Origin of the sequence: Aquipseudomonas alcaligenes, from assembly GCF_003205495.1 — a bacterium.
Taxonomy (GTDB): Bacteria; Pseudomonadota; Gammaproteobacteria; order Pseudomonadales; family Pseudomonadaceae; genus Aquipseudomonas; species Aquipseudomonas alcaligenes_B.
In genome coordinates this window covers 150,657-165,693 of sequence record NZ_QJRX01000002.1, presented here as the reverse complement: position 1 = coordinate 165,693, position 15,037 = coordinate 150,657, and the positions used below count along the sequence as shown (strand labels likewise).

The following is a 15,037-nucleotide window of genomic DNA, read 5'->3' as shown; positions in this document are numbered from 1 at the left end:
AACACCCGCGATTGACTTCACGCCTCCCCATCGGGACTATAGGCGTCCCGTTGCCCCGAGGCAGCACAGACAGCGCTGCCCAAGAGGCCGAGCAGAGGCGCCACAAGCGCCGCGAAACGGCCCGCTGATGAGGACTCTCCGATGCCTGATGTAACCGTAAGCACCCTGCTGGGCATGAAGCAGAAGGGCGAAAAGATCGCCATGCTGACCGCCTACGACGCCACCTTCGCCCAGGCAGCCTGCCAGGCCGGGGTGGAAGTGCTGCTGGTGGGCGACTCCCTCGGCATGGTCCTGCAGGGCCACGACAGCACCCTGCCGGTGTCGCTGGCCGACATGGCCTACCACACCGCCGCGGTGAAGCGTGGCAACCAGGGCGCGCTGATCCTCACCGACCTACCGTTCATGGCCTACGCCACCCTGGAGCAGACCTTCGCCAGCTGCGCCACGGTGATGCAGGCCGGCGCCCACATGGTCAAGCTGGAAGGCGCCGGCTGGCTGGCCGAGCCGATCCGCCAGTTGGCCGAGCGCGGCGTACCGGTGTGCGCCCACCTGGGCCTGACCCCGCAGGCGGTCAACGTGTTCGGCGGCTTCAAGGTGCAGGGCCGTGGCGACGCCGCCGCACGCCAGCTGCGCGCCGACGCCATGGCCCTGGAACAGGCTGGCGCGGCCATGCTGCTGCTCGAGTGCGTGCCCAGCGAGCTGGCCGCCGAGATCAGCCAGGCGGTGAAGATCCCGGTGATCGGCATCGGCGCGGGCAATGCCACCGACGGCCAGGTGCTGGTGATGCACGACCTGCTGGGCCTGTCGCTGACCGGACGTACGCCGAAGTTCGTGAAGAACTTCATGGCAGGCCAGCCCAACGTGCAGGCCGCCTTCGCCGCCTATGTACGCGCCGTGAAGGACACCAGCTTCCCCGCCGAGGAACACGGATTCTCCGCATGAACACCGTCAAGACCGTACTCGAACTGCGCGCCGCCGTGGCGCGCGCGCGTGGCGAAGGCAAGCGCATCGCCTTCGTGCCGACCATGGGCAACCTGCACGAGGGCCACGTCGCCCTGGTGGAGAAGGCCGGCCAGCGCGCCGATTTCGTGGTCGCCAGCATCTTCGTCAACCCGCTGCAGTTCGGCCCCAGCGAAGACCTGGCCAAGTACCCGCGCACCCTCGTGGCCGACCAGGAAAAGCTGGTCGCCGCCGGCTGCCACCTGCTGTTCCACCCAGACGTGGAGGAGATGTATCCCCACGGCCAGGACGGCCAGACCCGGGTCAGCGTGCCCGGCGTTTCCGAGGGTCTGTGCGGCGCCAGCCGCCCCGGTCACTTCGAGGGCGTCGCCACCGTGGTGACCAAGCTGTTCAACATGGTCCAGCCGGACCTCGCCGTGTTCGGCGAGAAGGACTTCCAGCAGCTGGCGGTGATCCGCACCCTGGTGCGCGACCTGAACATGCCGATCCAGATCATCGGCGAGCCGACCGTGCGCGCCGAGGACGGCCTGGCCCTGTCCTCGCGCAACGGCTACCTGAGCGCCGAGCAACGCGCGCAGGCGCCGGCCCTGTATGCCACCCTGCAGCAGCTGGCCACCTCCATCCACAGTGGCGAGCGCGACTTCGCCCGGCTGATCGACAGCGGCAAGGCCCGCCTGGCGGACGCCGGCCTGCGCCCCGACTACCTGGAGATCCGCGAGGCCAACAGCCTGCGCCCGGCGACCGCCGGGGACCGCCAGCTGGTGATCCTGGCCGCCGCCTTCCTCGGCACCACGCGCCTGATCGACAACCTGGCCTTCGAGCTGTAACCCGCGCGACCACCGGCCTTGAAGCCCCTCGGGGCTTCGGGCACACTCTGCCGCCGCCGATTTCCCTACAGGAGCCTCCGCCATGCACGCCATCATGCTCAAGGCCAAGCTGCACCGCGCCATCGTCACCCACGCGGTGCTCGACTACGAAGGCTCCTGCGCCATCGACGGCGAGTGGCTGGACCTGGCCGGCATTCGCGAGTACGAGCAGATCCAGATCTATAACGTGGACAACGGCGAGCGCTTCACCACCTACGCCATCCGCGGCGAGGAAGGCTCGCGGATCATCTCGGTCAACGGCGCCGCCGCGCACAAGGCCGGCGTCGGCCAGCGCGTGATCATCTGCGCCTATGCCCATTACAGCGAGGCCGAGCTGGCCAACTTCCAGCCGCGCGTGCTGTACATGGGCGAAGGTGGCGAGCTGAGCCACACCAGCAATGCGATTCCGGTACAGGTCGCCTGACGCCGCCACGTACCGCTAAACTCCAAGCCCGGAACCTGCCGGGCTTTTTAATGCCCGAAACGCCGCACAACAAGGAATTTGCCGCCCATGGCGTACCATCAGCAGCCGCTCGACGTCACCACCCTGCCCGCCTGGCAGGCCCTGCTCCAGCACCGTCAGGCCATGCAGGGCTTCAGCATGCGCGAGGCCTTCGCCAGCGATGCGCAGCGCTTCGAGCGCTTCTCCATGAGTACCAGCGGCATCTTCCTCGACTACTCGAAGAACCTGCTCAGCGAGCAGACCCGCGCCCTGCTGGTCGACCTGGCCCGCGAGGCCGGACTGCAGGAGGCCATCGAGGCGCTGTTCAATGGCGAGCGGGTCAACGTCTCGGAAGGCCGCCCGGCGCTGCACACCGCCCTGCGCCGACCGATCGGCGACTGCGTGAAGGTAGACGGCGTCAACGTGATGCCGGAAGTGCACCGCGTGCTCAACCAGATGACCGACCTGGTCGGGCGCATCCACAGCAACATGTGGCGCGGCTACAGCGACAAGGCCATCACCGACGTGGTCAACATCGGCATCGGCGGCTCCTTCCTCGGCCCGCAGCTGGTCTCCGAGGCGCTGCTGCCCTTCACCCAGCACGGCGTGCGCTGCCACTACCTGGCCAACATCGATGGCAGCGAGTTCCACGAACTGGCCGCCAAACTGAATGCCGAGACCACCCTGTTCATCGTCTCGTCGAAATCCTTCGGAACCCTGGAAACCCTGAAGAACGCCCAGGCCGCGCGCACCTGGTACCTGGCCCGCGGCGGTACCGAGGAGCGCCTGTACCGCCACTTCATCGCGGTGACCAGCAACAAGGAAGCGGCCATCGCCTTCGGCATCCGCGAGAAGAACGTCTTCCCCATGTGGGACTGGGTCGGCGGGCGCTACTCGCTGTGGTCGGCCATCGGCCTGCCGATCGCCCTGGCCATCGGCATGTCCAACTTCAAGGAGCTGCTCTCCGGCGCCTACAGCATGGACACGCACTTCCGCAGCACCGCGTTCGAGAAGAACATGCCGGTGCTGCTGGCCCTGCTCGGCGTCTGGTACGGCAACTTCTGGGGCGCGCAGAGCCACGCCATCCTTCCGTACGATCACTACCTGCGCAACATCACCAAGCACCTGCAGCAGCTGGACATGGAATCCAACGGCAAGAGCGTGCGCCAGGACGGCAACCCGGTCAGCACCGAGACCGGCCCGGTGATCTGGGGCGGCGTCGGCTGCAACGGCCAGCACGCCTATCACCAGCTGCTGCACCAGGGCACCGCGCTGATTCCGGCGGACTTCATCGTGCCGGTGGTCAGCTACAACCCGGTCGCCGACCATCACCAGTGGCTGTACGCCAACTGCCTGTCGCAGAGCCAGGCGCTGATGCTCGGCAAGACCCGCGCCGAGGCCGAGGCCGAGCTGCGTGCCCGCGGCCTGGGCGAGGACGAAGTGCAGCGCCTGGCGCCGCACAAGGTGATTCCGGGCAACCGGCCGAGCAATACCCTGGTGCTGGAGCGCATCAGCCCGCGGCGCCTGGGTGCGCTGGTGGCCATGTACGAGCACAAGGTGTTCGTGCAGAGCGTGATCTGGGGCATCAACGCCTTCGACCAGTGGGGCGTGGAACTGGGCAAGGAACTCGGCAAGGGCGTCTACCAGCGCCTCACCGGCTGGGACCAGCCACCGGCCGAGGACGCCTCGACCCAGGGTCTGATCGACTTCTTCCGCGGCCGTCACCGCGGCTGATCGCCCCGTAGAGCCCGGCCCAGCGCCGGGCTCTGCGCTTTCGGGCGGCCGGGGCTTGAACCAAGCAACTGCTTGGATGCACCCTAGCGGGCATCGCGGCACGATAACAACAAGGACCCGCCATGTTCGAAATCAGCCTTCACCCGGTCAAGGACGAGGTGCGCCGGCGCGCCCACCTGAACAACGAGCAGTACCAGCAGCTCTACCGCCAGTCCATCGAGCAGCCGGACGGCTTCTGGGCCGAGCAGGCGCGGAAGTTCCTGCACTGGTTCAAGCCCTGGGACCGCGTGCAGCACAGCGACCTGGCCAAGGGCGAGGCCCGGTGGTTCGCCGGCGGCCAGCTCAACGTCGCCCACAACTGCATCGACCGCCACCTGCCGCAGCGCGGCGAACAGATCGCCATCATCTGGGAAGGCGACAACCCGGCCGAGTCGGCGCACATCACCTACAACAAGTTGCACCACAACGTCAGCCGTCTGGCCAACGTGCTGAAGAGCCGCGGCGTGCAGAAGGGCGACCGGGTGTGCATCTACATGCCGATGATCCCCGAAGCGGCCTACGCCATGCTGGCCTGCGCACGCATCGGCGCCATCCACTCGGTGGTGTTCGGCGGCTTCTCCCCGGACGCCCTGCGCGACCGCATCCTCGATGCCGACTGCCGCACGGTGATCACCGCCGACGAGGGCGTGCGCGGCGGCAAGTACATTCCGCTCAAGGCCAACGTCGACCAGGCCCTGCAGAGCTGCCCGAACGTCTCCACCGTGGTGGTGGTCGAGCGTACCCAGGGCGAGATCGCCTGGGTGGAGGGCCGCGACCTCTGGTACCACCTGGCCCTCAAGGAGGCCAGCGGCGACTGCCCGGCCGAGCCGATGGACGCCGAGGACCCGCTGTTCATCCTCTACACCTCGGGCTCCACGGGTAAGCCCAAGGGCGTGCTGCATACCACCGGCGGCTACCTGCTGGGCGCGGCGATGACCCACAAATACGTGTTCGACTACCACGAGGGCGACATCTACTGGTGCACCGCCGACGTCGGCTGGGTCACCGGGCACAGCTACATCGTCTACGGGCCGCTGGCCAACGGCGCCACCACCCTGATGTTCGAGGGCGTGCCCAACTACCCGGACGCCTCGCGCTTCTGGCAGGTGATCGACAAGCACCAGGTGAACATCTTCTACACCGCCCCAACCGCCCTGCGCGCGCTGATGCGCGAGGGTGAAGGCCCGGTCAAGGCTACCTCGCGCTCGAGCCTGCGCCTGCTCGGCTCGGTGGGCGAGCCGATCAACCCGGAAGCCTGGGAGTGGTACTACCACGTGGTCGGCGAGACCCGTTGCCCGATCGTCGACACCTGGTGGCAGACCGAGACCGGCTCGATCCTGATCACCCCGCTGCCCGGCGCCACCGACCTCAAGCCCGGCTCGGCGACCCGGCCGTTCTTCGGTGTGCAGCCGGTGCTGCTCGACGAACAGGGCAAGGAAATCGAGGGCCCCGGCGCCGGCGTGCTGGCGATCAAGGCCAGCTGGCCGAGCCAGATCCGCAGCGTCTACGGCGACCACCAGCGGATGATCGATACCTACTTCAAGCCCTACCCCGGCTACTACTTCACCGGCGACGGCGCGCGCCGCGACGAGGACGGCTACTGGTGGATCACCGGCCGCGTCGACGATGTGATCAATGTCTCCGGCCATCGCATCGGTACCGCCGAGGTAGAGAGCGCCCTGGTCCTGCATGACGAGGTGGCCGAGGCGGCGGTGGTCGGCTACCCGCACGACGTGAAGGGCCAGGGCATCTACGCCTATGTCACCCTGATGAAGGGCAGCGAGCCCAGCGAGGCGCTGACCAAGGAGCTGCTGGCCCTGGTCGGCAAGGAGATCGGCAGCTTCGCCAAGCCGGAGCTGATCCAGTGGGCGCCGGGCCTGCCCAAGACCCGCTCGGGCAAGATCATGCGGCGCATCCTGCGCAAGATCGCCTGCAACGAGCTGGAGAACATGGGCGATACCTCGACCCTGGCCGACCCCTCGGTGGTCGACAGCCTGATCGAACGGCGCCTCAATCGCTGATGCCCGTGGCGGGCCCTACCCCGCTTGATCCGGCGCGATCCAGCACCGACACTGGCGGCCATGGAACCGCTACGCCGCCAGATCGCCGCCCAGGTCCACAGCCTCACCGGCGCCTCGCTCAACCAGCTCGACCTCGACCAGCCGCGGGGCGACCCCGGCCTGTTCGGGCCCGCCTCGATGGTCTGGGAAGTGCACGCCGACTTCACCTCGATGATGGTCGGCGGCATCGCCGCCCTGCTCCTGCAGATGCTCCATCCGCTGGCCCTGGCCGGGGTGTGGGACCACTCCAACTTCCGTCAGGACCTGATCGGCCGCCTGCGCCGCACCAGTCTGTTCATCGCCGGCACCAGCTACGGCGGCGTCGCGGACGCCGAGCGTCTGATCGCCAAGGTGCGCAGCATCCACCAGCAGGTGGTGGGCCAGGCCCCCGACGGGCGCCCCTATGCGGCCAGCGACCCGGCCCTGCTGACCTGGGTGCACGTGGCCGAGGTGCACTGCTTCCTCAACGGCTACCTGCGCTACTGCAATCCTGACCTGCCGGAAGCCGAGCAGGACCGCTACTACGCCGAGGTGGCGCTGATCGCCCGGCGCCTCGGCGCGCAGGAGGTCCCCGATTCGCGCCAGGCGGTCAGCACCTACCTCGAGGCGATGCGCCCCCAGCTGCGCTGCGACGAGCGCACCCGCGAAGTGGTGCGCCTGCTGCACGCTGCGCCCATGCCCAGCCTGCTGGCCCGCCCCTTCGGCGGGCTGATGATGCAGGCCAGCTTCGACCTGCTGCCCACCTGGGCCAGCGCCCTGCTCGGCGAGAGCGTCCCGGCCTGGCGCCGCCCGCTGCTGCGCGCCAGCGTGCAGCGCACTGCCCAACTGCTGCGCTGGGCCGTGGCCGACAACACCGCGGCGCAGCGCGCCCGGCGCCGCCTGCTGGTGGCTGGCCGGTCAGAATCCGCTATGCGACCATAAGCGCCTTTCCGGTCACAGCCTGAACCGCATCGAGGACATGAACATGCAAGACGTTGTCATAGTTGCCGCCACCCGCACCGCCATCGGCAGCTTCCAGGGCTCCCTGGCCGGCGTTCCCGCCGTGGACCTGGGCGCCGCCGTGATCAAGCGCCTGCTGGAGCAGGCCGGCCTCGACGGCAGCCAGGTCGACGAAGTGATCCTCGGCCACGTGCTGACCGCCGGTGCCGGGCAGAACACCGCCCGCCAGGCCGCGATCAAGGCCGGCCTGCCGAATGCCGTACCGGCCATGACCCTGAACAAGGTCTGCGGCTCCGGCCTCAAGGCCCTGCACCTGGGTGCGCAGGCGATCTGTTGCGGCGACGCCGACGTCATCATCGCCGGCGGCATGGAGAACATGAGCCAGGCCCCCTACGTGATGCCTGCGGCCCGTACCGGCCAGCGCATGGGCCACGGCAAGCTGATCGACAGCATGATCCAGGACGGCCTGTGGGATGCCTTCAACGACTACCACATGGGCATCACCGCCGAGAACCTGGTGGACAAGTACGCCATCAGCCGTGAGGAGCAGGATGCCTTCGCCGCCGCCTCGCAGCAGAAGGCCGTGGCCGCCATCGAGGCCGGGCGCTTCGCCGACGAAATCACGCCGATCCTGATCCCCTCGCGCAAGGGTGACCCGGTCAGCTTCGCCCAGGACGAGCAGCCGCGCGCCGGCACCACGGCGGAGTCCCTGGGCAAGCTCAAGCCGGCGTTCAAGAAGGACGGCAGCGTCACCGCCGGCAACGCCTCCAGCCTCAACGACGGCGCCGCCGCCGTGCTGCTGATGAGCGCCGACAAGGCCAAGGCCCTCGGCCTGCCGGTACTGGCGCGGATCGCCGCCTATGCCAACGCCGGCGTCGACCCGGCGATCATGGGCATCGGCCCTGTCTCCGCCACCCGCCGCTGCCTGGACAAGGCCGGCTGGCAGGTGGCCGACCTCGACCTGATCGAGGCCAACGAGGCCTTCGCCGCCCAGGCCCTGTCGGTGGGCAAGGAGCTGGGCTGGGATGCCGCCAAGGTCAACGTCAACGGCGGCGCCATCGCCCTCGGCCACCCGATCGGCGCCTCCGGCTGCCGCGTGCTGGTGACCCTGCTGCACGAGATGATCAAGCGTGACGCCAAGAAAGGCCTGGCCACCCTGTGCATCGGCGGCGGGCAAGGCGTGGCCCTGGCCATCGAACGCTGATAGCAGGTCAATCGCTGCTGCGCTTGATCAGACGTTGTTGAAAGCAGGCTCGGGCTGCTCATTTACACACAAGTAAACTCCGCGCCCTCGCCAACTTTCGCCTAGCCTGACCTGCGCTCGCGACGCGATTGCTCCTGCTATCCCGATTAGCGCCGGCCGAGAGCCGGCGTTTTTCTTGGTAAACTGCGCGCCCTTCCCGTTCCGAGACGCCGCGCATGTCCTCTCTCGACCAGGCGCTGCGCGCCGCCCTCGACGCTCGCCAGCCGCTGCTGGCCGAGCTGCACCAGCAGCAGACCGACTGCTACCGCCTGTTCCATGGCAGCCAGGAAGGCGCTCCGGGCCTGACCATCGACCGCTACGGTGCGCAGCTGATGGTGCAGAGCTTCCACCAGCCGCTCGCGCACGATGAACTGCTCGACCTGCACGCCGCCGTCAACGAACACCTCGGCCTCGACCTGCAGCTGGTCTACAACGACCGTTCCGGCGGCAACTCGCGCATCGACCGGCGCGATCCGGTGTACCAGGCCACGCCCGAGGCGCTGGAAGACCTGGTCGGCCGGGAATGGGGCCTCAACTACCGGGTGCGCGGCCGCCATCCGGGGCAGGACCCGCTGCTGTTCCTCGACCTGCGCGAGGCGCGCGGCTGGGTCAAGCGCCACAGCGCCGGCAAGCACGTGCTCAACCTGTTCGCCTACACCTGCGGCGTCGGCCTGTGCGCGGCGGCCGGCGGCGCGCGCGCGGTGCTCAACCTGGACTTCGCCGAGGGCAATCTGGCGGTGGGCCGGGAGAACCTGGCACTCAACCCGGGCCTGGCCATGGACTTCGTGCAGTCCGACTACTTCCCGGCCATCCGCCAGCTGGCCGGCCTGCCCATCGCCACTCGCCGCGGGCACAAGCTGCCGAGCTACCCGCGCCTGCAACAGCAGCAGTTCGATCTGGTGTTGCTCGACCCACCCGCCTGGGCCAAGAGCGCCTTTGGCACCGTCGACCTGCTGCGCGACTACCAGAGCCTGCTCAAGCCGGCGATCCTCACCACCGCCGACGACGGCGTGCTGATCTGCTGTAACAACCTGGCGAAAGTCGAGCTGGAGGAGTGGCGCAACCAGGTGCTGCGCTGCGCCGAGAAACTCGGCCGGCCGGTGCGCGACTGCGCGCAGCTGCTGCCGGCCGCCGACTTCCCCTCGCGCGATGGCCGGCCACCGCTGAAGACCCTGATCCTGCGCTTCTGAGGCACCTGCCAGCGGCACTCTGATGGCCCACAAAGCGGCAACGGCCATGCCATACTCCAGGCTCCACAGACTGGAAGATGACGCCGTACCATGCTCAAAGGATTGCAACGTACCGCCTACGCCCTGGCCATCACCCTCGGCCTGTACAGCCTGCTCGGCTTCCTGATCCTGCCCGGCATCGGGCAACGGGTCGCCAACCAGCAGCTGGCGCAGCTGGCCACCGTTCCGGCGCACCTCGCGCGCGTCGAGCTCAACCCCTTCAGCCTGGAGCTGCAGCTCTGGGGCCTGCATATCGGCGAGGCGGAACAGCCGCAGATCGCCTTCCAGCGCCTGTATGCCAACCTGCAGCTGGACAGCCTGTGGAGCGGCGCCCTGCACCTGGCCGATATCGAGCTGGAAAAGGCCCACACCGAAGTGCTGTTCGCCAAGGACGGCACGTTCAACCTGACCGGCCTGTTCAAGCTGCCACCGTCCGAGGAGAAGCCCGCTACGGAAGAGCCGAGCGAGCCTTTCCCACTGCGCATCGGCCGCATCGCCCTGATCGAGAACGGCCTGCACTTCGAGGACCTGCGCCCCAGCGAGCCGGTGGAGTTCGTCTATGACTCGCTGAACCTGGAGCTGACCAACCTCAGCACCCTGCCCGACGACAACGCCGACATGCAGATGGTCGCCATCGGCCCGCGCGGCGGACGCATCGACTGGCAGGGCCAGGTCAGCCTTTCCCCCATCGCCTCCAAAGGCCAGCTGAAGATCAGCGACGGCCAGCTCAAGGGTGTGTGGCCCTATGTGCGCGACGCCGTGCCGCTGGTGCTGGAAGACGGCGTGCTCGACCTCAGCACAGAGTATTCGCTGAACCTGGCCAAGGGCACCGAGCTGCAGCTGAGCCGGGTCAGCGCCACTCTTGCCCGGTTCGCCATCAAGAGCCCGGAGGACAAACCTCTGCTGCGCCTGGAGCGCCTGGAAGTCGGCGACACCAGCCTGGACCTGGCCAAGCAGCAGGTGGTGATCGGCACCATCCGCAGCCAGAAGCTGGAGACCTGGGCGGCCCGCGAGAAGGACGGCCAGCTGGACTGGCAGAAACTGTTCGCCAGCCATAGCAAACCGACGCCATCGACCACGCCCGTCGCCGCACAACCTCCCGCGCCCAAGGCTCCGGCTCCGGCTCCGGCTCCGGCTCCGGCTCCGGCTCCGAGCGAAAGTGGCACCGGTTCCGTGCCCGCACCAGCTAGTGCGGAACAAGCCGAGACCGTCGCCCAGCAACAGAGTGGCAACGCGGAACCGCCACAGGAGCCGGCCAAGCCCTGGCAGGTGCTGCTGCGCGACGTGCAGCTGCGCGACTACCAGATCCACCTGGCCGACCGTGCCGCCGGCAGCCAGGAAGTGAAGCTCGACCTGGCCCCGCTCAACCTCGACCTCAAGGACTTCGACAGCCTGGGTACCTCGCCCTTCGGCCTCAAGCTGGACACCGGGGTCAACAAGAACGGGCAGATCCAGGTCGCCGGCCAGGTGCAGATCAGCCCGACCTGGGCCAAGCTGCAGGTCGCCACCCGCGACATCGACCTGCGCCTGGCGCAGGCCTACATCAGCCCCTTCGTGCGCCTGGAGCTGCGTAGCGGCTTGCTCGGCAGCGACCTGGCCGTCGACCTGAAGAGCGTCGAGCCGCTGGCCTTCAGCATCGGCGGCAAGGCCGAGGTCAACCAGCTGCATACCCTGGACACCCTCAAGGAGCGCGACTTCCTCAAGTGGCAGCAGCTGGTCGTCGAGGGCCTCGACTATCGCCATGGCGAGGGCCTGGCCATTGACAAGGTCAGTCTGCAGCAGCCCTACGTGCGCTTCATCATCAACGAAGACCTGACCACCAACGTCAACGACCTGATGATCCCGCAGCCGGAGCAGCCCAATGCCAAGGCCGCGCCGGCCGGCAAGCCGCTGCCGATCCGTATCGGCGGCATCGCCATCAAGGACGGCTCGGCCAACTTCGCCGACTTCAGCCTGACCCCCAACTTCGCCACCGCCATCCAGCAACTCAACGGCCAGATCGGCACCCTCGACAACCAGAGCCCGAAAACCGCCGGCGTCGATATCAAGGGCAAGGTCGACAAGTACGCGCCGGTCAGCATCAAGGGCCAGCTGACACCGTTCGACCCGATGAACAGCCTGGATATCGCCACCAGCTTCAAGAACGTCGAGCTGACCACCCTCACCCCCTATTCCGGCAAGTTCGCCGGCTACCGCATCCGCAAGGGCCGGCTCAACCTCGACCTGCACTACCGCATCGAGAAGGGCCAGCTGAACGCCGAAAACAAGCTGCTGCTGGAAGACCTGCAACTGGGCGAGCAGGTGGACAGCAAGGACGCCGTGGATCTGCCGATCCGCCTGGCCGTGGCGCTGCTCAAGGACACCCAGGGCAACATCGACATCCAGCTGCCAGTGCAGGGCGACCTCAACAATCCCGAGTTCAGCGTCATGCCCATCGTCTGGCAGACCCTGCGCAACCTGGTGCTGCGCGCGGCCCAGGCGCCGTTCAAGTTCATCGCCGGGCTGGTCGGCGGCAGCGATACCGACCTCAGCCAGATCCGCTTCGCCGCCGGCAGCGACGAGCTCGACGGCAGTGCGCAGAAGGCCCTGGACACCCTGGCCGCGGCCCTCAAGGAGCGCCCGGTGCTGCGCCTGGAGGTCGAAGGCATGAGCGCCCAGGCCAGCGACGGCCCGCCGTTGGCCCTCGCCCGCCTCGAGCGCGAGTACCAGAACACCCAGTACAAGATGCTCCAGCGCAGCGGCGAGCAGGTCCCCGCCGAGCCCGCGGAGCTGGTGGTGGACGAGGACGACAAGTCGGTGCTGCTGGAAGGCATCTACCGCAGCCGTCTCAAGCAGCAGCCGCCGGCGGAGTGGAAGGAGCTGCCGGACGAGGAGCGCACGGCGAAGATGCGCGACGCCGTGCTGCAGTCCTGGGGCCAGAGTGAACTGCTGCTGCGCCAGCTCGCCCAGGCCCGCGCCGCCAGCATCAAGGACTACCTGGTAGAGCGTGGCGGCCTGGAAGACCAGCGCATCTACCTGCTCGATGTCGCCCTCGCCGAGGCCCAGGCCGATGGCCAGGTCGCCACGGCCCTGCATCTGGGCAGCCAGTGATGCGCGGCCTGGCCCTGCTGCTCGGCGCACTGCTGGCCGGTGCCGCCCAGGCCGAGACGCTGCGCTGCGGCACCCAGCTGGTCAGCGTCGGCGACCGCGCCTTCGAGGTGGAGCGCAAGTGCGGCGTTCCGGCCTACCGTGACCTGGTGGGCTACACCCTCGGCGGCTACGATCGCCGCGAGCTGAAGATCGAGGAGTGGGTCTACGGCCCTGACAACGGCATGCTCAGCATCCTCACCTTCGAGGGCAACCGCCTGACCCGCATCGAGCGCAAACGCAACCGCTGACAGCCGCGAGGCGCCGGTGTAGGCTGGCGCCGTCGCCTCCCGGAGCCCCCGATGTACCGCGCGCTCATCCTCAGCCTCGCCCTGCTGCCCGTCGCCGCCCACGCCGGTTCCACCCTGCGTTGCGGCAGCGCCCTGATCAGCACAGGCGATCTCGCCAGCGAAATCCGCGACAAGTGCGGCGAGCCGGTCAGCGCGGACCTGCTCGGCTATCGCGAGGTGCGCGACTACTACGGCTACCTCAGCGAAGTCGCCATCGAGGAGTGGGTCTACGGGCCCCGCAGCGGCATGTACTACTTCCTGCGCCTGGAGGGTAACCGCCTGGTCAGGATCGAAAGCAAACGGGGCAATTGAAGCCCGCTCGTCACTCAAGGATGACCCTCATGAAACTGCATACCCCCCTTATCGCCGGCCTGCTGGCCATCGCCAGCCTGGATGCCCGTGCCGACTCGCTGCGCTGCGCCAAGGGCATCGCCAGCACCGGCGACCGCAGCGCCGAAGTGCTGAGCAAGTGCGGCCAGCCGGTCAGCAAGAGCGTGGTCGGCTACGTCGTCAGCGACCGGCAGAACATCGAGGTGCCGCAAGAGGAATGGGTCTACACCCCCGAAGGCGGCATGCAGTATTTCCTGCTGATCGAAGGCGGCGTGCTCAAGCGCATCGACAGCCGGCGCGGCTAAGCGCAAGCACATCCGCGCATGCTGATCATTCCCGCCGAGCACCCGCTGGACTGGAAGCGGCCACCGCTGATCACCCTCCTGCTGATCCTGCTCAATACCCTGATCTATTTCGCCTACCAGGGTGGCGACGAGGAACGCCGCACGCTGGCCGTGCAGGCCTACCTGGACGGCGGCCTGCTCGGGCGCGAGCGGGCGCTGTTCCTCGAGGACGTCGCCCGCCGCGAGCAGCTGGACGGTGACCAGCGTGCCTATGTCGACGGCCTGCGCCGCCAGGAGCTGGCTGCCTGGATTCTCCACGACCTGGAGTTCGAGCAGCGACTGCACCAGCGTGCCGACTTCCGTGCCGACCGGGCCTGGCAGGCAGCCCGCGACAAGGCCGAACGGGCCCGTGACCGCATCAGTGCCTACCGCTTCGGTTTCGTTCCGGCGCGCTTCAGCCTCGAAGGCCTGTTCGGTGCCATGTTCCTGCATGGCGACTTCATGCACCTGCTGGGCAACATGCTGTTCCTGTTCATCTTCGGCTTCGCCCTGGAGATCGCCCTGGGCCGCTGGGCCTACCTAGGCCTCTACCTGCTCAGCGGGGTCGCCGCGCACCTGCTGTGGTGGGCCGTGGATCCGGCCTGGGTCACCGGCGTGGGCGCCTCGGGTGCCATTTCCGGGCTAATGGGCATGTACGTCGGCGTCTTCGGCCTGCGGCGGATCAACTTCTTCTACTGGCTGGGTCCGCTGATCGGCTACTTCAAGGCGCCGGCCCTGTGGATACTGCCGGTGTGGATCGGCAAGGAGCTGTTCGGCCTGCTGCAGGCCGGGGACAACGTCAACTACCTGGCCCACCTGGGCGGCCTGCTGGCCGGCTTCCTGGCCGTCTGGCTGCCGCGCCAGGGCGGGCGCCTGAAGGTGGACGAAGCCTACCTGCACAAGCAAGACCCGGACGCACCGTTCAAGCGCGAGCTGGCGGCGCTGGACCGGCAGCTCGGCCAGTTCGCCCTGGCCGAGGCCGCGGCCCGCGGGCCCGAGCTGCTGAATCGCTATCCAGGCCGTGCGGAGCTGCTGGAGCGGCTCTATGCCGTGGCCCGCGGACGCCAGGACAAGGCGCTGCTCGGCAGCGTGCTGAAGCAGCTGTTCGCCCTGGCGGACGGCCAGCAGGCCCTGCCACTGCTCAGGCGCATCGCCGACGACAGCGACGAGGCCGGGCAGCGCCTGCTGCTGCACCCGGCCGTGCAGCTGCACCTGCTTACCCCCCTGATCCGCGCCGGCGAAGGCCAGCGTGCCCTGGGCGCCTGGCGGCGCCTGAGCCAGGGCGCGCAACGCCCGGCCCAGCTCCCCGGGCTGACCCTGCAGCTGGCGCGCCTGCTGGGCCAGGGCCGGGACCTGCGCGGCGTCACCGAGCTCAGCCGTTTCCTGCGTGACAGTTACCCGGAAGCCGAGCAGACGCGCCAGCTGGCCCTGCTCCAGCAGCACCTGGCGCGCTGAT

General features: G+C 68.3%; 13 protein-coding genes. All 13 read left to right on the top strand.

What is annotated here, in order from left to right; all coding sequences use genetic code 11:
• Positions 1-141 precede the first annotated feature (141 nt).
• Complete coding sequence (panB, locus tag DMO17_RS03445) at positions 142-942, top strand: 3-methyl-2-oxobutanoate hydroxymethyltransferase (protein WP_110680921.1); 801 nt, start codon at positions 142-144, stop codon at positions 940-942.
• Positions 939-1,787 (top strand): pantoate--beta-alanine ligase, encoded by an 849-nt coding sequence (gene panC, locus DMO17_RS03440; RefSeq protein WP_110680920.1) that lies wholly within the window; start codon positions 939-941, stop codon positions 1,785-1,787. The genes panB and panC overlap by 4 nt, the downstream gene beginning before the upstream one ends.
• Before the next feature lie 82 nt (positions 1,788-1,869).
• Positions 1,870-2,250 carry an aspartate 1-decarboxylase gene (panD, locus tag DMO17_RS03435; protein WP_110680919.1) on the top strand — a complete coding sequence of 127 codons (381 nt, stop codon included), beginning with the start codon at positions 1,870-1,872 and terminating at the stop codon, positions 2,248-2,250.
• 87 nt (positions 2,251-2,337) lie between these two features.
• Complete coding sequence (gene pgi / locus DMO17_RS03430; RefSeq protein WP_110680918.1) at positions 2,338-4,002, top strand: glucose-6-phosphate isomerase; 1,665 nt, start codon at positions 2,338-2,340, stop codon at positions 4,000-4,002.
• Positions 4,003-4,124: 122 nt separating this feature from the next.
• The gene (acs, locus tag DMO17_RS03425) at positions 4,125-6,062 is read left to right on the top strand and encodes an acetate--CoA ligase (RefSeq protein WP_110680917.1); all 1,938 of its coding nucleotides are present in this window, start codon (positions 4,125-4,127) and stop codon (positions 6,060-6,062) included.
• A 60-nt stretch (positions 6,063-6,122) separates the two neighbouring features.
• Positions 6,123-7,022, top strand: a complete 900-nt coding sequence (locus tag DMO17_RS03420; RefSeq protein ID WP_110680916.1) for an oxygenase MpaB family protein — start codon at positions 6,123-6,125, stop codon at positions 7,020-7,022.
• Positions 7,023-7,065: 43 nt separating this feature from the next.
• The gene (locus tag DMO17_RS03415) at positions 7,066-8,244 is read left to right on the top strand and encodes an acetyl-CoA C-acetyltransferase (RefSeq protein ID WP_110680915.1); all 1,179 of its coding nucleotides are present in this window, start codon (positions 7,066-7,068) and stop codon (positions 8,242-8,244) included.
• A gap of 215 nt (positions 8,245-8,459) precedes the next feature.
• On the top strand, positions 8,460-9,473 hold the full coding sequence (locus tag DMO17_RS03410) for a class I SAM-dependent rRNA methyltransferase (protein ID WP_110680914.1): 1,014 nt from the start codon (positions 8,460-8,462) through the stop codon (positions 9,471-9,473).
• 90 nt (positions 9,474-9,563) lie between these two features.
• Entirely contained in the window at positions 9,564-12,602 is a 3,039-nt protein-coding gene (locus DMO17_RS03405) for a DUF748 domain-containing protein (protein WP_110680913.1), read from the top strand.
• Positions 12,602-12,889: a DUF2845 domain-containing protein gene (locus tag DMO17_RS03400; protein WP_110680912.1), complete on the top strand. Its 288-nt coding sequence runs from the start codon at positions 12,602-12,604 to the stop codon at positions 12,887-12,889. Before DMO17_RS03405 ends, DMO17_RS03400 begins: the two co-directional genes overlap by 1 nt.
• 51 nt (positions 12,890-12,940) lie before the next feature.
• A complete protein-coding gene (locus DMO17_RS03395; RefSeq protein WP_110680911.1) occupies positions 12,941-13,240 on the top strand; it encodes a DUF2845 domain-containing protein in 300 nt (99 codons plus the stop codon).
• Between the two features lie 29 nt (positions 13,241-13,269).
• Entirely contained in the window at positions 13,270-13,563 is a 294-nt protein-coding gene (locus tag DMO17_RS03390) for a DUF2845 domain-containing protein (RefSeq protein ID WP_110680910.1), read from the top strand.
• An 18-nt stretch (positions 13,564-13,581) separates the two neighbouring features.
• Complete coding sequence (locus DMO17_RS03385) at positions 13,582-15,036, top strand: rhomboid family intramembrane serine protease (protein WP_110680909.1); 1,455 nt, start codon at positions 13,582-13,584, stop codon at positions 15,034-15,036.
• The last annotated feature ends 1 nt before the right edge of the window (position 15,037 follow it).

What these genes read in the sequence shown, in the direction of transcription:
- panB (WP_110680921.1), top strand. Translation starts at nt 142, where the DNA reads ATGCCTGATGTAACCGTAAGCACCCTGCTGGGCATGAAGCAGAAGGGC.
- panC (WP_110680920.1), top strand. Translation starts at nt 939, where the DNA reads ATGAACACCGTCAAGACCGTACTCGAACTGCGCGCCGCCGTGGCGCGC.
- panD (WP_110680919.1), top strand. Translation starts at nt 1,870, where the DNA reads ATGCACGCCATCATGCTCAAGGCCAAGCTGCACCGCGCCATCGTCACC.
- pgi (WP_110680918.1), top strand. Translation starts at nt 2,338, where the DNA reads ATGGCGTACCATCAGCAGCCGCTCGACGTCACCACCCTGCCCGCCTGG.
- acs (WP_110680917.1), top strand. Translation starts at nt 4,125, where the DNA reads ATGTTCGAAATCAGCCTTCACCCGGTCAAGGACGAGGTGCGCCGGCGC.
- DMO17_RS03420 (WP_110680916.1), top strand. Translation starts at nt 6,123, where the DNA reads ATGGAACCGCTACGCCGCCAGATCGCCGCCCAGGTCCACAGCCTCACC.
- DMO17_RS03415 (WP_110680915.1), top strand. Translation starts at nt 7,066, where the DNA reads ATGCAAGACGTTGTCATAGTTGCCGCCACCCGCACCGCCATCGGCAGC.
- DMO17_RS03410 (WP_110680914.1), top strand. Translation starts at nt 8,460, where the DNA reads ATGTCCTCTCTCGACCAGGCGCTGCGCGCCGCCCTCGACGCTCGCCAG.
- DMO17_RS03405 (WP_110680913.1), top strand. Translation starts at nt 9,564, where the DNA reads ATGCTCAAAGGATTGCAACGTACCGCCTACGCCCTGGCCATCACCCTC.
- DMO17_RS03400 (WP_110680912.1), top strand. Translation starts at nt 12,602, where the DNA reads ATGCGCGGCCTGGCCCTGCTGCTCGGCGCACTGCTGGCCGGTGCCGCC.
- DMO17_RS03395 (WP_110680911.1), top strand. Translation starts at nt 12,941, where the DNA reads ATGTACCGCGCGCTCATCCTCAGCCTCGCCCTGCTGCCCGTCGCCGCC.
- DMO17_RS03390 (WP_110680910.1), top strand. Translation starts at nt 13,270, where the DNA reads ATGAAACTGCATACCCCCCTTATCGCCGGCCTGCTGGCCATCGCCAGC.
- DMO17_RS03385 (WP_110680909.1), top strand. Translation starts at nt 13,582, where the DNA reads ATGCTGATCATTCCCGCCGAGCACCCGCTGGACTGGAAGCGGCCACCG.